21 protein-coding genes and 4 pseudogenes are annotated in these 22,541 nt (G+C 70.5%); 12 read left to right on the top strand and 13 right to left on the bottom strand.

All coding sequences use genetic code 11. The features are described 5' to 3' along the window. Positions 1-20 precede the first annotated feature (20 nt). Together OG390_RS22820 and OG390_RS22815 are read right to left on the bottom strand one after the other, a co-directional pair. Positions 21-701, bottom strand: coding sequence for a hypothetical protein (locus tag OG390_RS22820; protein WP_406170599.1), 681 nt, complete (start codon positions 699-701; stop codon positions 21-23). A 49-nt stretch (positions 702-750) separates the two neighbouring features. Continuing rightward, on the bottom strand, positions 751-936 hold the full coding sequence (locus tag OG390_RS22815) for a hypothetical protein (RefSeq protein ID WP_406170598.1): 186 nt from the start codon (positions 934-936) through the stop codon (positions 751-753). A gap of 215 nt (positions 937-1,151) precedes the next feature. Between OG390_RS22815 and OG390_RS22810 the strand changes: the two genes are divergently transcribed. Further along, complete coding sequence (locus OG390_RS22810) at positions 1,152-1,769, top strand: hypothetical protein (RefSeq protein ID WP_406170596.1); 618 nt, start codon at positions 1,152-1,154, stop codon at positions 1,767-1,769. Positions 1,770-1,834: 65 nt separating this feature from the next. Here OG390_RS22810 and OG390_RS22805 read toward each other — a convergent pair whose 3' ends face one another. Next, entirely contained in the window at positions 1,835-3,244 is a 1,410-nt protein-coding gene (locus tag OG390_RS22805) for a recombinase family protein (protein WP_406170594.1), read from the bottom strand. Positions 3,245-3,250: 6 nt separating this feature from the next. Between OG390_RS22805 and OG390_RS22800 the strand changes: the two genes are divergently transcribed. Continuing rightward, positions 3,251-4,444, top strand: a complete 1,194-nt coding sequence (locus OG390_RS22800; protein ID WP_406170592.1) for an MFS transporter — start codon at positions 3,251-3,253, stop codon at positions 4,442-4,444. 80 nt (positions 4,445-4,524) lie between these two features. Here OG390_RS22800 and OG390_RS22795 read toward each other — a convergent pair whose 3' ends face one another. Then, positions 4,525-5,142, bottom strand: coding sequence for a flavin reductase family protein (locus tag OG390_RS22795; RefSeq protein ID WP_406170590.1), 618 nt, complete (start codon positions 5,140-5,142; stop codon positions 4,525-4,527). A 103-nt stretch (positions 5,143-5,245) separates the two neighbouring features. Here OG390_RS22795 and OG390_RS22790 point away from each other — a divergent pair, with 103 nt between their 5' ends. Further along, a complete protein-coding gene (locus tag OG390_RS22790; RefSeq protein WP_406170588.1) occupies positions 5,246-6,223 on the top strand; it encodes a hypothetical protein in 978 nt (325 codons plus the stop codon). A gap of 135 nt (positions 6,224-6,358) precedes the next feature. On the opposite strand, the gene OG390_RS22785 is transcribed toward OG390_RS22790, so the two are convergent. From OG390_RS22785 to OG390_RS22770, 4 genes and pseudogenes are all read right to left on the bottom strand, one after another. Continuing rightward, complete coding sequence (locus tag OG390_RS22785; RefSeq protein ID WP_406170586.1) at positions 6,359-7,237, bottom strand: enoyl-CoA hydratase/isomerase family protein; 879 nt, start codon at positions 7,235-7,237, stop codon at positions 6,359-6,361. A gap of 70 nt (positions 7,238-7,307) precedes the next feature. Beyond that, positions 7,308-9,533 (bottom strand): acetate--CoA ligase family protein, encoded by a 2,226-nt coding sequence (locus OG390_RS22780; protein WP_406170585.1) that lies wholly within the window; start codon positions 9,531-9,533, stop codon positions 7,308-7,310. 166 nt (positions 9,534-9,699) lie between these two features. Further along, positions 9,700-10,235: pseudogene (locus OG390_RS22775) on the bottom strand (flavin monoamine oxidase family protein); the annotation flags it as partial. 93 nt (positions 10,236-10,328) lie between these two features. Continuing rightward, positions 10,329-11,534 (bottom strand): flavin-containing monooxygenase, encoded by a 1,206-nt coding sequence (locus tag OG390_RS22770; RefSeq protein ID WP_406170583.1) that lies wholly within the window; start codon positions 11,532-11,534, stop codon positions 10,329-10,331. 225 nt (positions 11,535-11,759) lie between these two features. Here OG390_RS22770 and OG390_RS22765 point away from each other — a divergent pair, with 225 nt between their 5' ends. The 4 genes from OG390_RS22765 to OG390_RS22750 all read left to right on the top strand — a co-directional run bounded on the left by OG390_RS22765 (position 11,760) and on the right by OG390_RS22750 (position 14,285). Next, positions 11,760-12,212 (top strand): DoxX family protein, encoded by a 453-nt coding sequence (locus OG390_RS22765; RefSeq protein WP_406170581.1) that lies wholly within the window; start codon positions 11,760-11,762, stop codon positions 12,210-12,212. Further along, positions 12,209-12,637 (top strand): Zn-ribbon domain-containing OB-fold protein, encoded by a 429-nt coding sequence (locus tag OG390_RS22760; protein WP_406170579.1) that lies wholly within the window; start codon positions 12,209-12,211, stop codon positions 12,635-12,637. The genes OG390_RS22765 and OG390_RS22760 overlap by 4 nt, the downstream gene beginning before the upstream one ends. Before the next feature lie 59 nt (positions 12,638-12,696). Further along, positions 12,697-13,314, top strand: coding sequence for a GNAT family N-acetyltransferase (locus OG390_RS22755; protein ID WP_406170577.1), 618 nt, complete (start codon positions 12,697-12,699; stop codon positions 13,312-13,314). 104 nt (positions 13,315-13,418) lie between these two features. Continuing rightward, on the top strand, positions 13,419-14,285 hold the full coding sequence (locus OG390_RS22750) for a GNAT family N-acetyltransferase (RefSeq protein WP_406170575.1): 867 nt from the start codon (positions 13,419-13,421) through the stop codon (positions 14,283-14,285). A 94-nt stretch (positions 14,286-14,379) separates the two neighbouring features. On the opposite strand, the gene OG390_RS22745 is transcribed toward OG390_RS22750, so the two are convergent. After that, positions 14,380-15,042 carry a pyridoxal 5'-phosphate synthase gene (locus tag OG390_RS22745; RefSeq protein ID WP_406170573.1) on the bottom strand — a complete coding sequence of 221 codons (663 nt, stop codon included), beginning with the start codon at positions 15,040-15,042 and terminating at the stop codon, positions 14,380-14,382. A 353-nt stretch (positions 15,043-15,395) separates the two neighbouring features. Between OG390_RS22745 and OG390_RS22740 the strand changes: the two genes are divergently transcribed. After that, complete coding sequence (locus tag OG390_RS22740; RefSeq protein WP_406170571.1) at positions 15,396-16,712, top strand: hypothetical protein; 1,317 nt, start codon at positions 15,396-15,398, stop codon at positions 16,710-16,712. 6 nt (positions 16,713-16,718) lie between these two features. Here OG390_RS22740 and OG390_RS22735 read toward each other — a convergent pair whose 3' ends face one another. Beyond that, positions 16,719-17,909 carry a thiolase C-terminal domain-containing protein gene (locus OG390_RS22735; protein ID WP_406170569.1) on the bottom strand — a complete coding sequence of 397 codons (1,191 nt, stop codon included), beginning with the start codon at positions 17,907-17,909 and terminating at the stop codon, positions 16,719-16,721. Between the two features lie 112 nt (positions 17,910-18,021). Between OG390_RS22735 and OG390_RS22730 the strand changes: the two genes are divergently transcribed. The 3 genes and pseudogenes from OG390_RS22730 to OG390_RS22720 all read left to right on the top strand — a co-directional run. After that, positions 18,022-19,209: an acyl-CoA dehydrogenase family protein gene (locus tag OG390_RS22730; RefSeq protein ID WP_406170567.1), complete on the top strand. Its 1,188-nt coding sequence runs from the start codon at positions 18,022-18,024 to the stop codon at positions 19,207-19,209. 180 nt (positions 19,210-19,389) lie between these two features. Continuing rightward, on the top strand, positions 19,390-19,914 hold the full coding sequence (locus OG390_RS22725) for a nitroreductase family deazaflavin-dependent oxidoreductase (RefSeq protein ID WP_406170566.1): 525 nt from the start codon (positions 19,390-19,392) through the stop codon (positions 19,912-19,914). Between the two features lie 71 nt (positions 19,915-19,985). Then, positions 19,986-20,174: pseudogene (locus tag OG390_RS22720) on the top strand (GNAT family N-acetyltransferase); the annotation flags it as partial. Between the two features lie 26 nt (positions 20,175-20,200). On the opposite strand, the gene OG390_RS22715 reads toward OG390_RS22720, so the two are convergent. Both OG390_RS22715 and OG390_RS22710 read right to left on the bottom strand, forming a co-directional pair. Further along, entirely contained in the window at positions 20,201-20,803 is a 603-nt protein-coding gene (locus OG390_RS22715; RefSeq protein ID WP_406177807.1) for a LysE family transporter, read from the bottom strand. Between the two features lie 180 nt (positions 20,804-20,983). Next, positions 20,984-21,283 (bottom strand): annotated as a pseudogene (locus tag OG390_RS22710) (LysE family translocator); the annotation flags it as partial. A gap of 82 nt (positions 21,284-21,365) precedes the next feature. Here OG390_RS22710 and OG390_RS22705 point away from each other — a divergent pair. Continuing rightward, positions 21,366-21,712, top strand: a pseudogene (locus tag OG390_RS22705) (AsnC family transcriptional regulator). A gap of 30 nt (positions 21,713-21,742) precedes the next feature. Here OG390_RS22705 and OG390_RS22700 read toward each other — a convergent pair. After that, positions 21,743-22,378, bottom strand: a complete 636-nt coding sequence (locus OG390_RS22700) for a TetR family transcriptional regulator (protein WP_399088089.1) — start codon at positions 22,376-22,378, stop codon at positions 21,743-21,745. Between the last annotated feature and the right edge of the window lie 163 nt (positions 22,379-22,541).

The following is a 22,541-nucleotide window of genomic DNA, read 5'->3' as shown; positions in this document are numbered from 1 at the left end:
GTTGCAGGGTCGATTCTGGCCTACCTGATACGGAAGGGTCCGACCGAGATTGACGCCTGGGTGATCGCTTCAGCGAGTACGCGTGAGCGCGCACCCGGCGGCTCGGAGGCAGGAGCCACGTCGACAAGCGGGAAGCGGGTCAGCCTCACAGGCTTCTCCTCCCCGTCGAGCAGTACGGCCACGGTGACCACCTGGCCCTTGCTCAGCAGGGATGGCTTCAGGTCGAGCCAGGTCTCGCCGACGACGGTTTGAAGCTGGGCCGACCCAGCCGAGGGGGGTGCCACGTGGAGGCGCCACGGGAAATGCTCCAGCGAGGGGGGCATGCTGCCGGCGGGGGCAGTGGTGACATCCAAGATCGTGCACAGAACAGCGCCGAAGTCGAACCGAATCGACTCGCTGTTGTGGAACATCGCCGAAGTAAGGTCACGTCGGCCCTGGTTCGCAATCACGAGTTCTACGATGCGCGGATTGTCGATTGAGACTCCGTGGAAGGTCACGGCAAGTGCTCCGTCGGCAGAGTGCTGCGGCACGCTCATGAGGGGTGTGTTGGACTGCACCCACCAGTTGAGTTTCCGCTTCGGGTTGGCGGACCGGAATGTAGCCCAAGTGCCGAGCGAACCGACCAGTAGGGCGACGACGGCTGAGACGACAATCGCCCAGACGTTTACGTTCTCCCACCATTCCCCCGCCATGCTGCTCATGCGGCGAAAATACAGCACCTCACGACCACTCAGTGCGCTTTCAACTCACCTACAGCAGGCCAAGCTTGGCCATGTCGAAGTGCTCGTCGGTCAGGTTCTCGTACCCGTGCTCAGTGGCGTACGCGAGGATGCGCGCGAGTGGCGTGTCTGGGGCTGGCGGTTCGGTGGCCAGTTCGAAGCCGGTGACCTGGAGAGCGAAGCGGAGACCGGTGTCGTCGGCGTGATCGTTGACCATCGCACCATCGCACCATCGCACCATCGCAGCGAGGGTGAGCCCCTGCCCGGCCTCATTTTGAGAGGCGCCTCACATGCAGTGACCTGCGCTTTTCCCTTCTGCGCCCTGTACGTTTCGGGTTCCCCTGCGATGGTGGCGGGACGGATGTTGTCGCCGAGGAAGGGAAACCAGAGATACAGGAACACGTATGGCGCCGTGCCCTTGTGCGCTCCCACATGAAGCAGGCAGAGAAGTTGGTCGGCGTCGCCATGGCGTTGTATGCGGACTACGAGACGGGCGAGAACGTTTGCCCGTCCAACGGGACGATCGCCAGAGAACTTGGCTACGGCGGGAAGGCTCCAGAGCAGACAGTCAACAAGATAGTTGGCAAGCTGCGTAGGGCGGGCTGGCTCACGAAGACAGGCAAGGTGCCGGACGGTCCGGTGATCTACCGACTCACCTTGCCGAAGCAGGGGGGTATGGCTCAGGAGCCATACAACCTACATACCTTCAAGAGCGACGGCGGTGGGAGTGAGGAGCCAGCGGCGAAGAGCAAGCCGGTAGGCGAAGAGCGGCCCCCCGTAGGGGGCCGACAGGGCGAAAACGAAGAGCGCAAGCAGTCGGCGCAGGCGGGCCGCGTGAGCGGCCCCCAAAAGGAAGACGAAGGGGCTGGCTCCCTTGGGGGGCCTTCGGCCCCCACCTTGTCCTTCGTAGATCTTGGCAAGGTCAAGCAAGAGGAACAGCGTCGACGCTGGTTCGGAGACGCGTACGCAGCTCCCTTGCCGGTGGACTTCGACTACGACGGCTTGACCGACCGGTTCCACGAAGCAGGTCAAGAGCCGCCGCCCTTCTGATCGGGCGTGATGAAGACGAAGCCCTGCTCTCGGGTGAGAGCGGGGCACGAGTCGAGCGGGGCTCGCTACGCGTCGGGTTCGTCGTCGGCGGTGTGGTTCCACTCCACGGTCATGTAGTCGTCCACGGTCATCTTCGCCGCCTTCTTGAAGCCGTTGGGGTGCATCGTGATCGTGGTGACGAACTTGACCCACGCCCGGCGGACGGGGAGCGGCGTGTTCGGCCAGTCCTGAATCAGGCCAGCGATGCCCGAGACGGGGTCGATCGGGGGCAGGCCAGTGACACCGGACAGCTTCTCGCCGATCTCGTCGAGCCTGGCTCGGATCGCCTCGGTACCGGCCGTCATCTGCGACAGGGTGATGACTCCGGAGGCGTAGGACACGGCCAACCCGTCGAGCCGTTCCCGCAGGGTCTGAGCTTCCTGGTGAAGGTGGGCCGAGTCATCCCCCTGCTCCTGCCGAGCAGCGAGAACCCAGGGCAGGAAGTCGGGGAAGACGATCCGCGCCAGGACGGCGTTACCGGCTCGCTTGTCGGCCAACTCCCGGGGTACGCGTACGTGCTTCTGTCCACAGCGGTAGACCGGGGTCCCTCGGTACATGCCGCCTCTCACGGTCTCCCCGCAGCGCCCACATGTAGCCAGTCCGGCGAGCAGGGTCTGAGGGGCCGAGCCGGTACGCGCACCACCCGTGAAGCGCTTGGGGTTCGTCAGTGCCGACACGAGGGCGTAGTGAGTCACCTCGTCCAGGATCGCGGGCCACTGCCCCTCACCCACCACTTCGCCGTGGTAAGTGACCTGTGCGATGTACCGAGGGGAGATCAGTACCTTCTTCACTCCGCCGACACCCCACCCCTTCGCCTCGCCCTTCGCCGTGCCGGACGACGAGCGGGGGGCGAGTAGACCGAGGTCGGTCCAGAAGCGGGCGACAGCCGCCAGGGTCTCGCCCTGAAGAACCATCTCGGCACCCTTGCGGATCGCTTCTGCCTCAGCCTCGACCACGGTCACGTAGTCGTCGGCGTATCCGAACGGCCGCAAGCCTGTCCTGTGCGGCGTGCCGTTCTTCGCCGCCTGAAGGTTCGACGCCTTCTGGCGTAGCGCCTTCTGCTCGCCCTCGTACTCCGCCCACGCCGTAACCGTCTTGGCCGTGGCTCGACCGGCCGGAGTCGAGAGGTCCAGGTGTCCGGCGTGGATGGCGTGAACGTTGACCCCGAGTGCGATCACTCGCAACAGGTCTTCCGTCTTGCGTACGAGCCGGTCAGTGTGCCAGCAGAGGATCGCGTCCGGCTTGGACGCCAACAGCCGCTCGAACCCCGGTCGTACCTTGCCCGAGGTGGCGCTGACGTCGTTGTCCGCGATCACCTCTCGTACGGTCCAGCCTCGGGCTGCGGCGAACGCCCGGCACTCGTCCTCCTGTCGCTGAACGCCCAACTGGTCGCCGTGCTGATCGAGGCTGAGTCGTACGTAGATGGTGATGTCCACCCTGTCTTGCCCCCCTTGTTCCTGCTCGCCGTGCTTTGTGCCCTAAAGTTTTACCACGAGTTCCACTGGTCGCGCGGCACGATCGGCGCGGCGGTCTCGATCAACCTCGTGCTGTACGGGGTGACGGCGCCGTTCGCGGCCGCGCTGATGGACCGATTCGGCATCCGGCGTGTGGTGGCGGTCGCCCTGACGGTGATAGCGCTCGGTTCCGGGCTGACGGTGTGGATGACGGCGGCCTGGCAGCTCCTGCTCTGCTGGGGCCTGCTGGTGGGCCTGGGCTCCGGCTCGATGGCGCTCGCGTTCGCGGCGACGGTCACGAACCGCTGGTTCACGGAGCGGAAGGGCCTGGTGACGGGCATCCTGACGGCGGCCTCGGCTTCCGGCCAGCTGATCTTCCTCCCGCTGCTCTCCTGGATCGTCACGGATCACGGCTGGCGTCCCGCCGCGGTGACGGTGGCCCTCGCGGCCCTCGCGGTGGTCCCCTTCGTATGGCTGCTGCTGCGGGACCACCCGGCGGACGTGGGCCAGAAGCCGTACGGGGCCGAGGAGTTCGTGCCCAAGCCCGAGCCGGTCCGGGGCGCGGCTCGCCGCACGGTCACGGTCCTGGCCTCCGCCGTCCGCACCGGCCCCTTCTGGCTGCTGGCCGGCACCTTCGCGATCTGCGGCGCCTCGACGAACGGCCTGGTCCAGACGCACTTCGTGCCCGCGGCCCACGACCACGGCATGCCCGTCACGGCCGCCGCCTCGCTCCTTGCGGTCATCGGCGTCTTCGACGTGGCCGGCACGGTCGCCTCGGGCTGGTTCACCGACCGCTTCGAGCCCCGTCGGCTGCTGGCGGTGTACTACGCGCTGCGCGGCATCTCGCTGCTCTTCCTCCCGATGCTCCTGGCCTCGACCGTGCACCCTCCGATGATCTTCTTCATCGTCTTCTACGGCCTCGACTGGGTCGCCACGGTCCCGCCCACCCTCGCCCTGTGCCGCGAGCAGTACGGCGAGGACAGCGCCATCGTCTTCGGCTGGGTCCTCGCCTCGCACCAGGTCGGCGCCGCCCTCGTAGCCTTCCTAGGTGGCGTCGCGCGGGACACGTTCGGCTCGTACGACGTCGTCTGGTACGCCTCGGGCGCACTGTGCGCGGCGGCTGCGCTGATGGCGCTGGTGATCCGGCGGCGACCGGTTCGGATGGCGACGGCCCTGGCCTGACCGAGGCCGGCGGGGCGAAGCGTCCCTGGCCGACCGGATGAGAAGGGTGTCCTGTCGAAGGGGCGCGGGGACCTGCGCGACTAGAGGAAGCGCCCCTTGTGGAACAGCAGCGGCGCCAGGTCGTCGGCGCCGTCCCCGATGCCGAGCGCGTTCACCCGCCCCACCACTATCAGGTGGTCCCCGCCCGTGTGCACCGCGTGGATCGTGCAGTCGATCCAGGCCGCGACGCCCGCGAGGCGGGGCGAGCCGGAGACGGGCGCCGCGTCGTACACGACCCCGGCGAACTTGTCCGCGCCGCTCACCGCGAAGCCGCGGCACATCTCGCCCTGGTGGGCGCCGAGGACGTTCACGCAGAAGACGCCCGCGCGGGCGATCCGCGGCCAGGTCGTCGACGTACGGCCGACCATGAAGCAGACCAGCGGAGGGTCGAGGGAGAGTGAGGAGAAGGACTGGCAGGCGAAACCGGCCGGCCCCACCCTGTCTTCGCCTTCGCCGGCCGGTGCGGTCACCACGGTGACGCCGGTCGCGAAGTTCCCCAGCACACGGCGGAACTCGGCCTGATCGACCGGCGCCCGTTCGTCGTCGCCGACCGCGCGCAGATCCGGGCGCGGCAACGCTTCGACGGGCCCCGCGACGGTAGGGGCCCCGGCCGACCTGAGGTAGCGGACGGCGGCGGCCGCCATCCCTGCGTGTCCCATCACATCAACCATTGAAGCTGACGGTGCGTCAGATGGGAAGGGTGCAACCTCCGCCTTGGCCCTCCCGTGCCCCTCACACGCAGCCCCACGTATCTTTCGCCCCATGAGGTGGGGAGACGCATGGCGGCCCAAGCGCTCAGGACTGAGCTGGGCGAACGCCGAACTGAACGCGGCCGCGGCGGTCTGTGCGGCGCAGCTGGCGGTGGTCTGCGCGATCTGGTGGGTCGGGACGTTCGACGACGACACCCACGGTGCGGGGTCCGGCGGTGGTCTCGCCGCTGTCGGTCTGCTGTGCATGCTCGTCTTCGGCCCGCTGCTCCTCGCCGTCCTGGGTCTGGTGCACGCGGCGGCCCACACCATGCCGGCCGCCACGTTCGCCCGCATCGCGACCCGGCGCGTCCGCGGCTCCGAGGAGGCCTGGCACCTGGTGTTCGTGGCCGCACTCGGTGTGCTCTGGGCGGCCGTGGCCGTCGTACTCGGCGACCTCTCGCCCACCGGCACGACCGCCCTGCTCATCGCGGCGTCCGGTGTCCTGCCCGCGCTGGGCGTGGCGTACGTCCGGCGGCGGGAGCGCGCCACGGGCCGCGTTCCGCGCAGCCGCCGCATCTGGGTCCGCTCGGCGCTCGCGTCCTTCGGAGCGTGCGTGCTGGTCGCCGGCGCGGGCGCTGTGGGCCTGTCCACGGGACTCATCAAGGAGTACGAGCCCCCGAAGCTGTCCGCCGGGCAGCTCGCGGGAGTCTGGCGGGGCGACGGCGGGGCCGTCCTGCGGCTGCGCGCCGGCGGTCGGGCCGAGCTCACCGCGCTGCCCGCCCAGCCCGAGTTCGGGGACGTGACGACCAAGGACTTCACGCGGTGCCACGGGACGGGGAGTTGGTTCCTGGACACCGAGGGCCGCTACGACCCGTACTCCGACGCCTACGACGAGGGCGACCCCGCGGCACGGGACGGTGTCGTCGTACAGGTCGCGGACTGCGGCCACGACACGTACTGGACCATCGGCGGCAGTGAGCACAGTCCCGAGCTGTTCGTGCTGTTCGGCGACGCCGACTCGGGGGACCTGCGCATTCTGAAGCGGGACTGAAACGGTCGTCCGCTCCGCCGCTCCGCCGCTTCGCCGCTTCGTCGTTCGGCCGTTCGGCCGTTCCGTCGTTCGGCCGTTCCGTCGTTCGGCCGTTCCGTCGTTCCGTCGTCCGTCGTACCGCCGACCGGGTGCAGCTCAGCGGCCCCGGTATCTGGGACTCCGCCGCTCCACGAAACTCGCGACCCCCTCGTTGGCGTCGGCCGTCGTCATGTTGATCTCCTGCGCGGCCGCCTCGGCGGCGAAGGCGGCCGCGCGGTCGGTGTCGAGGGAGGCGTTGACCAGCTGTTTGGTGAGGGCGAGGGCGCGGGTCGGGCCGGCCGCGAGGCGCTCGGACCACTCACGCGCGGTCTTCTCCAGCTCGTCCGGCGGTACGACCCTGTTGACGAGGCCGAGCCGTTCCGCGTCCGCGGCCGTCAGCGCGTCGCCGAAGAACATCAGCTCCTTGGCGCGCTGCGGGCCGATGAGGCGGGGCAACAGATAGGCCCCGCCGCCGTCGGGGACGAGCCCGCGCCGCATGAATACCTCGATGAATCTGGCCGGCTCCGCCGCGAGGACGAGGTCGCAGGCGAAGGCGAGGTGCGCGCCGATCCCGGCCGCCGTCCCGTTGACCGCCGCGATCACCGGCTTCTCGCAGTCGAGGACGGCGGCGATCAGGCGCTGGGCGCCGCGGCGGACGGTGCGGGCGACGTCGCCGGGCACCCGTTCCCCGGCCGGCGGTCCCCCGCGCAGGTCCGCGCCGGCGCAGAAACCGCGGCCCGTCGCCGTGATCACGACGGCCCGTACGTCCGGGTCGGCGGACGCCTGCGCGAGCAGCGCGATCACGCGTTCCCGCTGGTCCCAGGTGAGGGCGTTCATCGCCTCGGGGCGGTTGAGGGTGATCCACGAGACGGCGTTGTCAGTGGTGTGACGTATCAATGAGTCGAGGGACTTTTCGGCAGACGCAGGGGATTCGGGAGCTACACGGGATTCAGCAGTTTCACGGGATTCACGGGATTCACGGGGGGAGTCGGACATGGGGGTACTCCGTTTCGTACGGGGCGTGGCGGGCCGCTTGCCCGGGAGGCGTGGCAGTGCGGGCGACCGCTCAGCGGCACACCACCAGCGCGTCCAGCGCGACGGCTCCCTGTCCCCTAGGCAGCACCATCAGCGGATTGATGTCCAACTCCGCGATGTCGTCCCCGAGTTCGAGGGCCATGCGCTGCACCCGGATCACGACCTCCACCAGCGCGTCCACATCGACCGGCGGCCCCCCGCGGACCCCGTCGAGCAGCGTCCGCCCCCGCAGCTCGGACAGCATGGCCCGCGCCTGGTCCTCGCCGAACGGCGGCACGCGGACGGCCGCGTCGCGCAGTACCTCGACGAGGACACCGCCGAGCCCGACGGTCACGGTCGGCCCGAAGAGCGGGTCCTGCGTGACGCCGACGACCATCTCGACGCCCCGCTCGACCATCTGGCACACGAGCACCCCGTCGAGCGAGATCCCTTCGTAGCGCGCGATGTCGGTCAGCTCGCGATAGGCGTCGCGGACCTGGCTGGCGGAGGTCAACCCGATCTTCACCAGACCGAGTTCGGTCTTGTGGGCGACCTGGGCGCCGGAGGCCTTCATGACGAGGGGGTAGCCGACCTGGCTGGCCGCCCGCACCGATGCCGCCGCGCTGGTCACCAGCTGCTCGCGCGGCACGCGGATCCCGTACGCGCGCAGCAGCTGCTTGGCCGCGTGCTCGCTCAGCTGCTGCCCGGGACGCATCAGTGCCTGCGACTTGCGGAAGGAGGGCGAGGGAGTGCGCGGCGCCTCGTCGAAGGGAGAGCGGTACGCGCAGACGAACCGGTGGTGGTCCAGGTAGGCGCGGACGGCGGTGATGCAGTTGGCGAACGTACGGAAGGTGGCGACCCGGGACGACCCGAGCAGCGTCTCGCGGTACGCGGCCTCCGTGCCGACCGGCGACCCCCACACCACGCACACCAGCTTGTCCGTCTGCTCCGCCGCGTCCACCAGATCCTGTGCGAGCTTGTCGCTCATGGGCGGGAAGGGCCCGGTGATGGGGCAGATCAGCACCCCGACGGCAGGATCGGCGAGGATCGCGTCGATGATCTTCCGGCCGCGCCAGTCGCCGACGGGGTGGCCGCCGTTGTCGACGGGATTGGCGACGTTCAGGTATTCGGGTATCCACTCGTGCAGCTCGGCCTGCTTGTCGGACGACAGCGTGGGCAGGGAGAGTCCCGCCTCACTCGCCAGGTCCGCGAAGTGCGCGCCCGTGCCGCCCGAGATCGAATAGACGACGACCCCGTCGCCCTGGGGGGTGCGGGCCCGCGCCAACAGGGCTGCGGTGTCCTGGAGTTCGTCCAGTCCGTCGACCCGGATCACGCCGTACTGCCGCATCGCCGCGTCCACCACCGTGTCGGCGCCGGTCAGCTTGCCGGTGTGTGAGGCGGCGGTACGGGCGCCGGTCTCGGTGCGGCCGACCTTGACCGCGACGACGGGCACCCCGCACCGGGCGGCGCGGTCGGCGGCGAGCAGAAAGGAACGGCCGTCCTTGAGCCCCTCCACGTAGCAGGCGATGGCGCCGACCTCGGGCTGTTCGGAGAAGTAGGAGATGAAGTCGGCGGTCTCCAGGTCGGCCTCGTTGCCGGTGGGTGCCCAGTGGGAGAGCCGCACCCCCAACTCCTGCATCGCGAACACCGGCCGTCCCTGGTGGCCGGACTGGGTGATGAGCGCGATCGCGGGACCGTCGAGGTCGTCGCGGAACTTCTCGAAGGCGTTGAGGTTGGTGTTGGGCCCGAGCAGCCGGAGGCCGGAGCGGCGGACGGCGGTGGCGAGGCGGGCCTGCGCGGCGGCGCCCTCGGCTCCGGTCTCGGCGAACCCGGAGGCGAAGGCGACGGCGAACTTCACCTTGGCCTCTGCCAGTTGCTCGATCACGGGAAGGGGGTCGCCGACCAGGAGCACAGCCAGGTCGACCTGCTCGGGCAGGTCCGCGACGGAAGGGGAGCAGGGTATGCCGAAGACCGACTGACGGGTGGGGTGCACGGGGTGCAGCCGGGCGCCGACCCGCTCGGCCCAGGCGATCAGTTGCCGGGTGATGCCGGTGTTCGGCCGCCCCTCGGCGTCCGAGGCGCCGATGACGGCCACGGACTCCGGACGGAAGAAGCGGTCCAGGTCGGGTACGTCGGCGTACAGCGGACGGCCGCTGACGTCGAGGTCGTCGGCCTCGGCCGGCCGGCCGTGCACGACCGGTGAGGGTTGCTCGCCGCAGGCGATGACCCGGGCCCGGCGGGAGTCGGTGGTGAGGGTGCCGTGGGTTGATCCAAGCATCGGTCCGCCCGCTCCTGTGTGACAGCCAACTTATAACTGACGCAGTGTCAGATTACTGAACTGATGCCACGTCAGGAACCGTTGTGCAGGCAAAGACCTGTGGCGGGCACCTTGGTGGTACCCGCCACACGGACGTCGGGAACGCCGTACGGAAGCAAGCGGCCCGTCACAGCGCCGCCAGGATCTCCTTCGCCACCCGCTCGCCGGAGCGGACGGCGCCGTCCGTGTAGCCGTTCCAGTAAGTGGAGGTCTCGGTGCCGGCCCAGTGGATGCCGCCGGCGGGTCTGCGCAGGGCCGGGCCGTACTCGGTGAGGACGCCGGGTGGGGCGTAGGCGACCGGCCGCCGCGAGAGAAGCCCTCGTTGTCCCAGCGTTGGAGCACGAAGGAGGTGGGGGACTTGGCCTTGTCGCCGAAGTAGGTGGCGTAGTCCTTGAGGACGGCCGCCTTGACCTCGTCGACGGACGAGGCGTCGAACGCGCGCATCTCGTCGGCCTCGATGAAGCCCATCAGGGCGCCGTAGGAGGCGTCGGGCGGTGAGTTGTCGAAGGTGGAGCGGGCGATGCCGGTATCGCTGACGACCTGGCCGTCGAGACCGTCGGCGCGCCAGAACGGGGTGACGTACACCGCGATCGCCTTGCCGATCGAGCCCATCGGCAGCCGCTGGCTGAGCTGGTCACGGTCGGCGGGCAGCAGCGGTTCGTGACGACCCGGCCGCCGACTCGCCACGTCTGGCGCACGCGTAACACACGTGGTACGTCAGGGAGTTGAGAGTTCGTGCGCCGGGCGTCGCTGAAATCAGCGCGTGTCGGACGGCTGCTTCCGTGTCACGGAGCGGGCCACCGCTTTCGCGATCTTCTCGGCGTCGAGGGCGAGTTCGCGGAACATGCCGCTGATGGGGTTGGTGAAGCCGGTGAAGTACAGGCCGGGGGCGTTCCTGGGGGTGCGGGCGCCGTGCACGACGGGGCGCCCGCGGTCGTCGAGTACGCCGAGGTGCCCGACGACACGCTCCAGCGCGCGGACGTACCCCGTCGCGGCGATGACGACCTCCGGGCCGATGCGGCTGCCGTCGGCGAGGACGACCTTGCCGTCCTCGAATCCGTCCACCGCGGCCACGATCTCCACGCGGCCCTTGCGGACGGCGTCGATGAGGCCGACGTCCTGGACGGGGATGGAGCCCTCGTTGACGCGGGAGTAGAGCCCGGTGTCGGGGCGGGGCAGCCCCTGGGCCGACAGGTCCGGCACGCTCAGCTTGGCCATCGGCCCGGCGAGGCGGTCGACGAGGCGCACCGGCAGCCGCCGTACGAGAATCCCGGTGAACTGGGCGGCCCAGCCGGCCGTCGAGCGGCGCACGATGTGCGGGGCCGTGCGGACCGAGAGGCGTACGCGTGAGGCGCCGCCCTCGATCAGGTCCACGGCGATCTCGGCGCCCGTGTTGCCGACGCCGATGACGAGGACGTCGCGGCCGGCGTAGGGGGCGGGGTTGCGGTACTCGCCGGCGTGCAGGAGTTCGCCGGTGTAGGTGTCGCGGCCGGACCAGTCGGGCAGGTGGGGCGTGTGGTTGTAGCCGGTGGCGACGACCACCGCGTTGCCGGTCAGTTCGCGGCCGCCGGTGGCGTGCAGCAGCCAGCCGGCGCCGCCCGGCGCGGGCTCGACGCGTGAGACCTCGACGCCCGTGACGATCTCCAGCTGGTGGTGTTCGGCGTACTTCTCCAGGTAACGCACCACGTTGTCACGTGACACCCACCGCCCGAACGAGCGTGGCATCGCAAGCCCCGGCAGCGCGGACAGCCGCCGCGTGGTGTGCAGGTGCAGCCGGTCGTAGTGGCGCCGCCAGGACGCCCCGACCTTGTCGGACTTCTCCAGCACGACGGCCCGTACGCCCTGGGCCCGCAGCGCGTACGCCACCGCGAGTCCACCGGGGCCGCCGCCGATCACGTACACGGGGCGGTCTTCGTGGGACGGCACCGTGCGGGGCGTCGAGGAAGCAGTCGAGTCGGCCATGAGCGCGAGCGTAATCACGCCCCCGCTTGATAGGTCTCGGTCAAGACCGGAATCGGTTGCGAACTGATCACGGGTGTAGGAGGAGTGGGTGGGGCTGGTGGCGTAGGTGGCTTGGTTGTGTGTGTGGGGTGTGCAGGGGCGAGTGGCCCCCGCCTCTTGCGCAGACATGCTCCGTACGCTGAACTGACGTACCGTCAGATTCCGCGTGCGGCAGGAGGTTCGGCCATGGACACGATCTGGCTCAGCGGGGCGCAGTGGCTGGCCGTGCTGCGGATCGGGCTCGGGCTGTGGTGGCTGGAGAGCTGGCGGCACAAGGACAAGAAGGGCTGGTTCGAGCGGGGGACCGGGATCGCGTGGGCGGCGGACGTCGCGGCCAAGCACCGGTGGAACGCGGTGCGCTCGGGCTTCGACGTGGTGGTCGCGCCACGCCCCCGCACGATGGCGTACATCGTCGTGTACGCCGAGTTGGCCCTCGGGCTCGGCCTGGTGGCCGGACTCCTGACGCCGATCGCCCTGGTCGGCGCGCTGCTCCTGAATGTCCTCTACCTCGTCCTCATGATCCACGACTGGGCCGAGCAGGGGCAGAACTCGATGATGGCGCTGATCTCGATGGTCGGGCTGTTCGGAATGTCGTGGCAGACGTGGTCGCTCGACAACGCGATCGGACTGTTCCGGTGAGCGCGGGGTTCGACGTCCCCGAGGTGGACGCCTTCACCCGCCCGTACTGGGACGGGGCGGCGGAGGGGCGGCTGCTGGTGCGGCGCTGTGGTGGGTGCGGGCGGGCCCATCACTACCCGAGGGAGTTCTGCCCGTACTGCTGGAGCGAGGACGTGGCGTGGGAGACGGCGAGCGGCCGGGCCACGCTCTACACCTGGTCCGTCGTCCACCGCAACGACCTGCCGCCGTTCGGCGAGCGTGTGCCGTACGTCGCCGCCGTCGTCGACCTCGCGGAGGGCCCCCGGATGATGACCGAGGTGGTGGAGTGCGCGGAGGGCGCGCTGCGCATCGGGATGGAGCTGGAGGTCGCCTTCCGCGCGGGGGTGCCGGTTTTCCGGCCCCGGACGCCGCTTCCCCCGGGCTTCCCGGGCGCGCGCCCGGCGTGAGCCGAGGGTGAGGGGTCCCCGGGGTGTGCCCCGTACGGCCGACGCGTTTCAATGGCCGGATGGCTGACGTCCACGAGCACCACGCGACCCATTCCTCCCCCGAGCTGCACGGTCACGGTCTGCGGCTGCGCCTGTGGAACGCTGAGTCCGACACCGACGTCGCGGCGTATCTGCGCGGGCTGTCGGACCCCGAGTTCCAGCGCTGGAACACGCCGCTCAGGATGATCCGGGACCTCGACGGCGCCCGTGAGTCGCTCCGCTCGCGCACCGAGAGCACGGCGGACGGTACCGGGTTCTCCTTCTGCGTCGTGGACGCGGACACCGGTGCGATCCTCGGTCACATCGGCGTCAACGAGATCAACCACGTCATGAGCCGTGCCGTCGTCGGCTACTGGGTCCTCCCTGAAGCCCGCGGCCGCCAGGTCGCCACCCGTGCCCTGGCCCTCGCCGCCCGCTACGCCCTCACCGACCTCGGCCTGCACCGCCTGGAACTGGGCCACGCCCTCGGCCACGAGGTGTCCTGCCGCGTCGCCGAGCGCTGCGGATTCCGGTACGAGGGGACGCTGCGGGGCGCGATGTTCGAGGCGGGGCGGCATGACGCGTTCCGGGACGAGCATCTGCACGCGCGGCTGGCGACGGATCCCGAGCCGCACCTGGGGCTGCCGGAGGCATCATGAAGCCGCAACGGGCTGTCCCGGAGGCGCCATGAAGCCGTCTCCGGGACAGCCGGAGGCCCAATAAATCGGAGGTACGGCGCCGCGGCCCCGCGCGAGTATGGGGCATGACCCCTGTTGCGTACGACTGGCATCTCACCCATGACCTGGACGTCTTTCTCGGGCGGGCCGGGGAGTTCCTTCGCTCGCGGCCCGCGGAGCACACCGTGCCGCTGACGGTCACCGACACGTTGCGCAGGCGCGGCCCGCACGGGTTCGGGGAGGAGGCGCCGGTCTTCGGCTTCCTGGAACGGGAGGGTTCCGTACGGGCGGCCTTCTTCCGTACGCCGCCGTACCCGCTGAGCGTGACACCGCTGTCCGAGGAGGACGCGGACGCCCTCGCCGCCCGGCTCGCGGACGCCGGGCACAGCCCGCCCGGTGTCTTTGCCGATCACGCCGGCGCCACGGCCTTCGCCGAGGCCTGGCAGCGGCGGGCGGGAGCCACGGCCATACTCCGGCGGCGCGAGCGGCTGTACCGCCTCGAAACTCTGACACCACCCCAGCCCGCGTCGCCCGGCCGGGCCAGGGTCGCGACCAAGGCCGACCGAAGCCAACTCATCCGCTGGCACGGGGAGTTCGCGGAATTCATCGGCGAAGGCGGCGCTCGTGACGACGGCGCCTGGGCCGACGACCGGATCTCCTACGGCGGCGTCACCCTCTGGGAGACACCCGACGGGACCCCCGTCTCCATGGCGGGCGCGACCGCGCCGGTCGCCGGGCAGATCCGCGTCGCCCCCGTCTACACCCCGGCCGATCTGCGCGGCCGGGGTTACGCGGGCGCCGCCACCGCCGAAGTCAGCCGCGCCGCGCTCGCCTCCGGCGCCGAGGAGGTACTGCTCTTCGCCGACCTCGCCAACCCCACCAGCAACGGCCTCTACCGGCGCATCGGCTACCGCCCGGTCTCGGACTTCGCGAGGTACGACTTCACGACGTAGGAGTGCGGGATGTGCGACTTCACGACGTAGGGCTGCGGGATGTGCGACTTCACGACTCAGGACCGCGGGCCGTACGGCTCCATGACGTAGGACTTCACGGCCACAGCAGCTCCTTGAGCCAGCCACGGTCGTCCGTGTCGCGGCGGTAGGTGAGGCGTACGTGCCGCCGCCGGGCGTCGCCCTGGAAGAACTCCACCTCGTCCGGCCGGAGTCGGTACAGGGTCCAGGTGGGGGCGGGCGCGTCCGGCTCCCGCCGGGCCCGGTCCCACGCCGCGTCCGACGCCCGCGCCAGCTCCTCCCGCGACGGCAGGACGTCGCTCTGGTGGCCGACCAGCGCGGCGGCGAGCGCACCCGTGGAACGGGCGTGCAGGTCCGCCTGGCCCTCCTCCGGCGAGGCGACGGCGACGGGGCCACGAAGCCGGACCTGTCGCCCTTGATCAGGCCAGTAGAAGCCGAGGGCGGCATACGGGCGGGCGGCCAGCTGCCGACCCTTGCGGCTCGTCGCGTGCGTCGCGAACGACCAGCCGGCCGCGTCCGCGCCGTGCAGCATCACGATGCGGACGTCGGGCAGGCCGTCCTCGCCCGCCGTCGCCAGCGACATCGTGTGGGGCTCAGGCTGCCCGGCCGCCACCGCCTCCGCGAACCACCGCGTGAACAGGGCCAACGGCTCCTCCGGCGCCTTCTCCGGTTCGAAGCCGGGCAGCTCCGTGTCCCACACCCGCAGCGATCTCAGCAGCTCATGAAGATCCGGTTCCATGCCCCCGAGTATCGCTCTCGGGTCTGACACGGCTGCGCCATCAGCTCCCCAGCAGCTCCACGTCCAGGTCTGCAGGGGCCACTGCAGTCGATGAGCACGTAGGAAGGCCGCAATCGGGTCTTCGCCGAGAACCGGGGAGGTAGTACGTTGATCTCCCAGCCGGAGCGGGCCAACGGACTTCTTCGATCTGTTCGGCATGCTGCGTGCCCAGGCACTCACGCCTTGAGAGTCCGCAGAAGTCGCAGAAGTCATCGAGAGGAAAGCGGGGCGACTGTGAACGAGACGGAACTCGCCTGGTTCAAGTCGAGTTGCAGCACCAATGAGGGCGGCGCCTGCTTCCTCCGTACCGCCCGTTGAGGCCCCGGCCCGTAACGGGCGCCGCACTCACCGGCGCCCTCCTGCTCGGCCTCACCGCATGCGGCGTCGGGAAGCCGTCGCCCTGGATCACCGCGCCCGAGGTCTTCTACCTGCGTCCCCTCGGTGACAAGTCCGGGCCCTCGGACAAGGAACCCTTCCATCTCAGGGCCGAGGACGGCAGGGGCACGGGCGGTCGTCGGCTCACCGCGGACGTAGTGGGCGGCTCGGAAGACGCCGTCCGGCTGCGCGGGAGCGGCGGCTGCAAGGGTGGTGACACGCACGTCACTTGTGAGGTCGGCGCCGAGTACAACAACTGGGCGGACTTGGCGCGCGTCTCCCCGGTCGCCGCCAAGGGCAGCAAGCCCGGTGACACGGGCGTCGTGCGCTTCACGTACACCACGAAGGACGGGAAGAGGCTCACCGCACGTACCCGGTTCGTGGTCGGTGAGCCCGTGGTCGAGGCGCTCGTCCTCAAGTCCCTGGAGCACGTCAGTCCGGGCGTCGAGGTGACCAGCCCCGTTGTCGTCCGGAACACCGGCGAGGTGCCGGTCGTGGGACTGGGGCTGGAACTCAGCTCCGGCGGGCTGGAGTTCGAGAAACGGTACGCCAACTGCCGCTACCCGGAGATCAGCCACCACCACATCGCGGTGTGCCGTTTCCCGGACCTGCGGATCGCGCCGGGGGAGACCGTCGTCCTCAGGCCGGCGCTGCGGCTGCGTGCCCCGAAGACGCAGATGTACACCTCCTTCGGCCGTGACGTCTGGGCCCTGGACATGGGCCCGGGCCAGCACGGCAGCTATCCGAAGGGCGGCGACCACGGCGACGGCCCGACCCTCGAGGCCGAGGTCACCAAGGACACGAAGGGCACCTTCGCGAAGGGTGGCGGTCACACGTATCTGGCCCTCGACACCCACGCCGACTACGAGGTCTCCGACGTCGACCTGCACGGCGCCCACGGCACCAAGCGCACGCTCCGCCTCACCGTCCGCAACAACGGCCCCGCCGACTCCGGTTCCTCCACCCAGCTGGTGTTCAGCCCTCCCTTTGGCCTGACCCTGCTGAAGCAGCCCATGGAGGAGTACGACGACGGCGTCTTCCAGCCCTACTGCGAGAGCCATGACTTCGCGTACACCTGTGACGTCGGCGAACTCGGGCCGGGGAAGTCCCGCACCTTCGAGTTCACCGTGCGCCTCGGCGACCCGGGGGAGGGGACGGTCAGCCTCGTGGACAAGGACCCGCCCAGCGAGTTCGACTTCGGCCGCCACGACCCGAACCCGTCCAATGACGAGGCGACCATCACGGTAGGGCCGTAGATCCCCTCACCCCCGGCCCAGCACCACCGTCCCCGACGAGCAGAACCAGCCCCCGGTGCCGGAGGCCACAGCCAGCTGCGGCAGCCCTCCGTCCGGCTTGCGCACCTGCCGCCCCTCGCCCGCCTCCCCACGCAGTTGACGCACGGCCTCGACGATCAGGAACAGCCCCCGCATCCCAGGGTGCTGGGCCGACAGCCCGCCCCCGTCGGTGTTCACCGGCAGTTCCCCGCCCACCAGCAGCCGCCCCTTCCCGGCGTCCACGAACGCACCCCCCTCGCCCTTCGCGCAGAAGCCGAGATCCTCCAGGGTCACCAGCGTCATGTAGGTGAAGGCGTCGTAGATCTCGGCGAGGTCGATCTCCTGCGCGCGCACCCCTGCCCGCTGGAAGGCCAGCCGGCCGCTCACGGCCGCCGGGGACACCGTGAAGTCCTCCCACTCGGACATGGTGGTGTGCGAGACGTGCTCACCGGTGCCGAGGATCCACACCGGGTCCGTACGGCAGTCGCGTACGTACTCCTCCGCCGCGAGCAGCACCGCCGCGCCGCCGTCGGAGCGGATGCAGCAGTGCAGCTTGGTGAAGGGGTCCGCGATCATCGGGCCGGACAGGACGTCGTCGACGGTGATCGGGTCGCGGAACATCGCCTCCGGGTTCGCCGTCGCGTTCGCGCGGGCCTGGACGGCGACCGAGGCGAGCTGTTCCGGCGTGGTGCCGTACTGGTGCATGTGGCGGCGCGCGGCCATCGCGTACTTGGCGATGAGTGTGTGGCCGTACGGGACCTCGAACTGCAGCGGGCCGCGCGCTCCGAAGGAGAGGTTTCCGGTGCGCCGACCCGTCTTGACGTCCGCGCGAGCCGTCGAGCCGTAGACGAGCAGCACCGCGTTCGCACGGCCCGCCGCGATCGCGTCCGCCGCGTGCGCCGCCATGACCTCCCAGGTGGAGCCGCCGACGGAGGTGGAGTCGACCCACGTGGGCTTCAGGCCCATATATTCGGCCACTTCTATGGGGGCCAGGGTGCCCAGGCCCGCCGACGCGAAGCCGTCGATCACCGACCGGTCCAGGCCCGAGTCGGCCAGAGCGCGGCGGGCCGCCTGGGCGTGCAGGGCGTACGGGGTCGCCTCGTCCACCCGGCCGCAGTCGGAGAGGGCTATGCCGACGACGCCGACCTTCCGCTGTCCTGTCCGCTGTCCTGGAGTCATGAATCTGACGGTACATCAGATAAGTCCTCCGCCGAGAGGCGGCCGCACCCCTGTGCATCTGCCACCCCTCGCCCTAACATGACGGCCCGTCAGATCCGGGAGGAGCCCACCCATGGACGCCCGTTTCACCGCCGAGCAGGACGAGATCCGCCGCACTCTGCGGGAGCTGCTGGTCAAACGCTGCGGCCCGGAGGAGCTGCGGGCCGCCGTGCGGACCCCCGCCGGACACGACCCGGCACTGTGGGAGGCGCTCGCGCAACAGCTCGGGCTGCCCGGGCTCGCCCTCCCCGAGGCATACGGCGGTGTCGGCTGCTCGGTGACCGAACTCGCCCTCGCCTGCGAGGAGTCGGGGCGCGCCCTCACCCCCTCGCCGCTGCTCGCGACCGCCGTCCTCGCCGCCCCACTGATCCTCGCCCTCGGCACCGGGGCCCAGCAGACCGAACTGCTGCCACGCCTCGCCTCGGGCGAGCTGACCGCCGCCCTCGCCGTACCGGGCGCGGGGCTCGCGACGGCGCTCGGGCTGGTCGGCGACAACCGTGGGGACTGGGCGGGCGACGGGCGCGCCGGGGGCGTACAGGCGCGGCGGGTCGAGGGTGCCTGGCGCCTCTATGGGCAGGCGACACAGGTGCTCGACGGACACAGCGCGGGGCTGCTTGTGGTGGCCGCACACACAGGGGGCTTCGCTCGGTCGCGGACGCTGCTGTTCCTCGTACGAGAGGGCACCCGGGGGCTCGTGCGAGTGCGGCAGACGTCCTTGGACGAGACACGGCCGCAGGCCCGGGTCGAACTGCGGTACGTGGACTCCGAGTTGCTCGGCGACGACGGATCCGACGTGCCTGCCGCGCTCGCGGCTGTCGGAGACACCGCCGCCGCCGTGCTGGCCACGGAGGCCGTGGGCGCCGCCGACCGCGCGCTGGAGCGGACCGTCGAGTACGTGCGGCAACGTGAGCAGTTCGGGCGGGCGATCGGGTCCTTCCAGGCGGTGAAACACCGGCTCGCGGATGTGTATGTGGGGGTGCAGGCGGCGCGGTCGGCGGCGTACTACGCGGCGTGGGCGGCCGGTGCGAGCGGGCAACGGGTGGGTGCGCTCGCGCTCGCCCAGGCCCTGGAGGCGCTGCGCACCGCCGCCTCCGAGGGAATCCAGCTGCACGGCGGCATCGGCTTCACCTGGGAGCACGAGGCCCATCTCTACTTCAAGCGCGCCTCCGGCGACGAACTGCTCTTCGGGCCGGTGCACCGACTGCGAGGGTACGCCGCCGACGCCGCGCGCCTCTTCGACGGCGGGGAGATGGCGGTCTGATGGCCGCGGGCGAGGGGCCGGGCGGGGAGGCGGCTGCGGGATCGGGCGAGGGGCCGGGTAGGGGATCAGGTGCGGGACGGGGTGCGGGTTGGGGCAATGGGATCAGGTGCGGGTTCGGGCGCGGGATCAGGTGAGGGACCGGACAAGGAAGCAGGTAAGCAGGCAGGTGAGGAAGCAGGTATGGGATCGGGCAACGGGTCAGGTGCGGGGCCGAGGCGGATTCCTGGGGTCCGGCTGGTGCAGAAGGTGTCCTCGACGCGGGCCTTCGCCCGGGTCGCCCCGCACCTGGTCCCCGCCCTCGACCGTGCCGTGCACCGACTGACCCGCGGCAAGGTGCTGCTCAGCGCGCAGATGCTGCCGGGCGTCATCCTCACCGCGCGCGGCGCGAAGAGCGGGCTGGAACGGCGGACGCCGCTGGCCTGTATGCCGGAGAGTGCCTCACCGGAGGGCGGCCCGGGAAGCTGGCTCCTCATCGGCTCCAACTTCGGGCGTACGGACCACCCCGCGTGGACCGGCAATCTCCTCGCCCATCCCGACGCCGAGATCAGCTGGAAGGGCGAGGACATCGCCGTAACCGCTCATCTCCTCGAGGGCGAGGAGCGAGGCGCGGCGTGGAAGGCGGTGCTGGCGTTCTGGCCGCCCTACGCCACCTATCAGGCGCGGGTCGACCGTGAGATCAGGTTGTTCCGGATCGTGCGGCGCTGAAGGGCGTACCTCCGCCCGGCGCGCTCGCCGTCACCCTGCCCGGGCGTTCGTCACCCCGCCCGGGCGCCCGGGCCCGGGGGCAGGGCCTCGGCAGCCACCTCCTGAGCCAGGCCTTCGGGCACTGCGCGGCGCTGGGCCGTGACCGGATCGGCCTCGGTGTGGACACCGACAACAGCAGCGGCGCGCTCGCGCTCTACGAGCGGCACGGCATGACCCTCGATTACGCCGTGGACACCTGGGAGCTGGTCCGCCCCGTCTGAGGGTGGTGCCGTCCGTCGGTTCGGCCTCACAGCGTGGCCAGGCGCTCCACCAGCAGAAACCCGCCGATGCCGAGCATCGCTGCCCCGGAGGTGCGGACCACCGCGCGGGCCGCGGCCGGCCTCGCCCCCAGGACGGCGCGGGCCAGCACACCGACGCCGAGGTAGACGGCGGCACAGCAGGCCATGTGGACCGCACCGAGCACTGCGGTCTGCGCGGCCACCGGCGCTCCGGCCGTCGGCCTGAGGAACTGCGGCAGTACGGAGAGGTAGAGCAGCAGACCCTTGGGATTGAGGCCACTGATCGCGGAGCCGCGGAGGAATGCGCGGGCGGCGGAGGGGACGGGAGGCTCGGCGCTCTCCGGCGGTGCGGTGGTGTGGGCTCGGGCCGCCATGGGTGCTGCGGTGTGGGCTCCGGCGGCAACTGGCGGTGTGTGGGCTCCGGTGGCTACCAGTGCTGCGGTGTGGGCTCCGGCTGCCATCACCGGTGCTGCGGTGTGGGCCCCGGTCGCTACCGGTGCGTCGGCGTCGGCTCCGGTGGCTACCAGTGCTGCGGTGTGGGCTCCGGCGGCAACTGGCGGTGTGTGGGCTCCGGTGGCTACCAGTGCTGCGGTGTGGGCTCCGGCTGCCATCACCGGTGCTGCGGTGTGGGCCCCGGTCGCTACCGGTGCGTCGGCGTCGGCTCCGGTGGCTACCAGTGCTGCGGTGTGGGCTCCGGCGGCAACTGGCGGTGTGTGGGCTCCGGCCGCTACCAGCATGGCGGTGTCGGCTCCGGCCGTCACCGGAGCCGTAATGTCGCCGCCTCCGGGACCCCCCGGCGTCGCCGGCCTTCGCAGGACCCCCCACCCCAACCACACCAGATACCCCGCCCCCGCCACCGTGAGCGCGGTCAGCAGGCCCGGTGAGCTCGCGACCAGGACCGCCAGCCCGGCCACCGCGAGCACCGTGTGCACGGCGTACCCGGCGACGAGTCCCGAGACGGCGGGGAGCACCGACCGGCCGCGCAGTCCCGCGGATATCACGTATGCCCAGTCCGCGCCCGGTACGCACACCAGCAGCAGATCCACGGCGAGAAACGCCGTGACCATTCCCCAGTCCAGTCCCCAATCCATACGGGGGACATTAGGCGCGATTGGCCCAAAGGTGTTTCCGAAGTTTGCCCGTGATCGAGGACTTCGGGGGAAGTTCTGCCTCGTGAATGCCGTGGGCCAGAAGATTCTTGCCGAGCTCCGGCGGGGGGCGGCGGACCGGGACCGAGCCGGCCGCGCGGGTGCGGCTCAGCGGCTCGCCGTGTCATCGGCGACTGCGGGAGCCGGAGCGGTCCGCCTGCCGGACTGTCTGCTGCGGGTCGTCGTCGCCGCCTCGCGGGCTTCCGGTGGCTCTACGGTGACCGGCCGGCGACGCTGCCGGGCGTGCAGCGGCCGACGTCGACGCCGGCGATGAAGTGCGTGGTGACGGATCGCCCGCTGCCCGCGCAGGGCCGCGCCGGTTCCACAGCGCAGCAGGCGGCAGTCCACACCGGTGGACTGCCGCCTGCATGACAGGAGTTGGAGCAACAGGGAAGAGGCGTACTACTTCGTCGGCTTCTTCCCGGTCACGCCGAGATGCACCAACAGCGCCAGATTCGGCTTGAGTTCAGCCTGCTTGACGCCCCACGTCTGGAAACCCTTCTGGTGCGAGGCCACCGCGGCCAGCATGGCGACAAGGGAACCGGCCATCGCCGCCGGGTTCACCTCCTTGTCGACCTTGCCCTTGGCCTGGAGGTCGGCGACCGTGTCCGTAAGGGAGTTGTTCACGGAGTTCAGGATCTTCATGCGGATCTTGTAGAACCGTTTGTCGCCCTCGGCGGCGCCCAGATCGACGACCCTGAGGATGGCGTCGTTCTTGCGCCAGAACTCCAGGAAGCCGTCGACGAGTTCCTGCGCGGTCTGCCAGCCGGCCTTGCCGACCCAGGAACGCCCTTCGAGCAGCTGGGTCAACCCCGCGCCCTCCGCGGCCATTTGCTCGGCGATCTCAAGGACGGCGCCTTCGACGTCCGGGAAGTACTGGTAGAAGGTCGCCGGTGAAGTGCCCGCCTTCCGGGCGACATCAATGACTTTGACGTCCCGGTAGGGCGAGGAGCTGAGCATCTCGCTGAGGCAGTCGAGCAGCTTCTGCCGGGTCGCCTGCCCTCGCCGTCCGGCCACGCGGCCGTCGACGGTACGCACTTGTCCTGTCATGCCGTCAGCTTACCGAGGGGTGATCGGAGCGCGATTCGGCCGACTGCAAATGGGGTGCGGGGGGTGACTGTGGGGCCGTTATCGGCGGAGAGGTGGTGGGGTGTGGGGCCGATGTCAGCGCAGAGGTGGTGGGGTGCGCGGGCGAGATCAC

Origin of the sequence: Streptomyces sp. NBC_00996 (genome assembly GCF_045162675.1) — a bacterium.
Lineage (GTDB): Bacteria > Actinomycetota > Actinomycetes > Streptomycetales > Streptomycetaceae > Streptomyces.
Note: the sequence above shows the minus strand (reverse complement) of the source record. Positions and strands in the feature narration are given on the sequence as shown.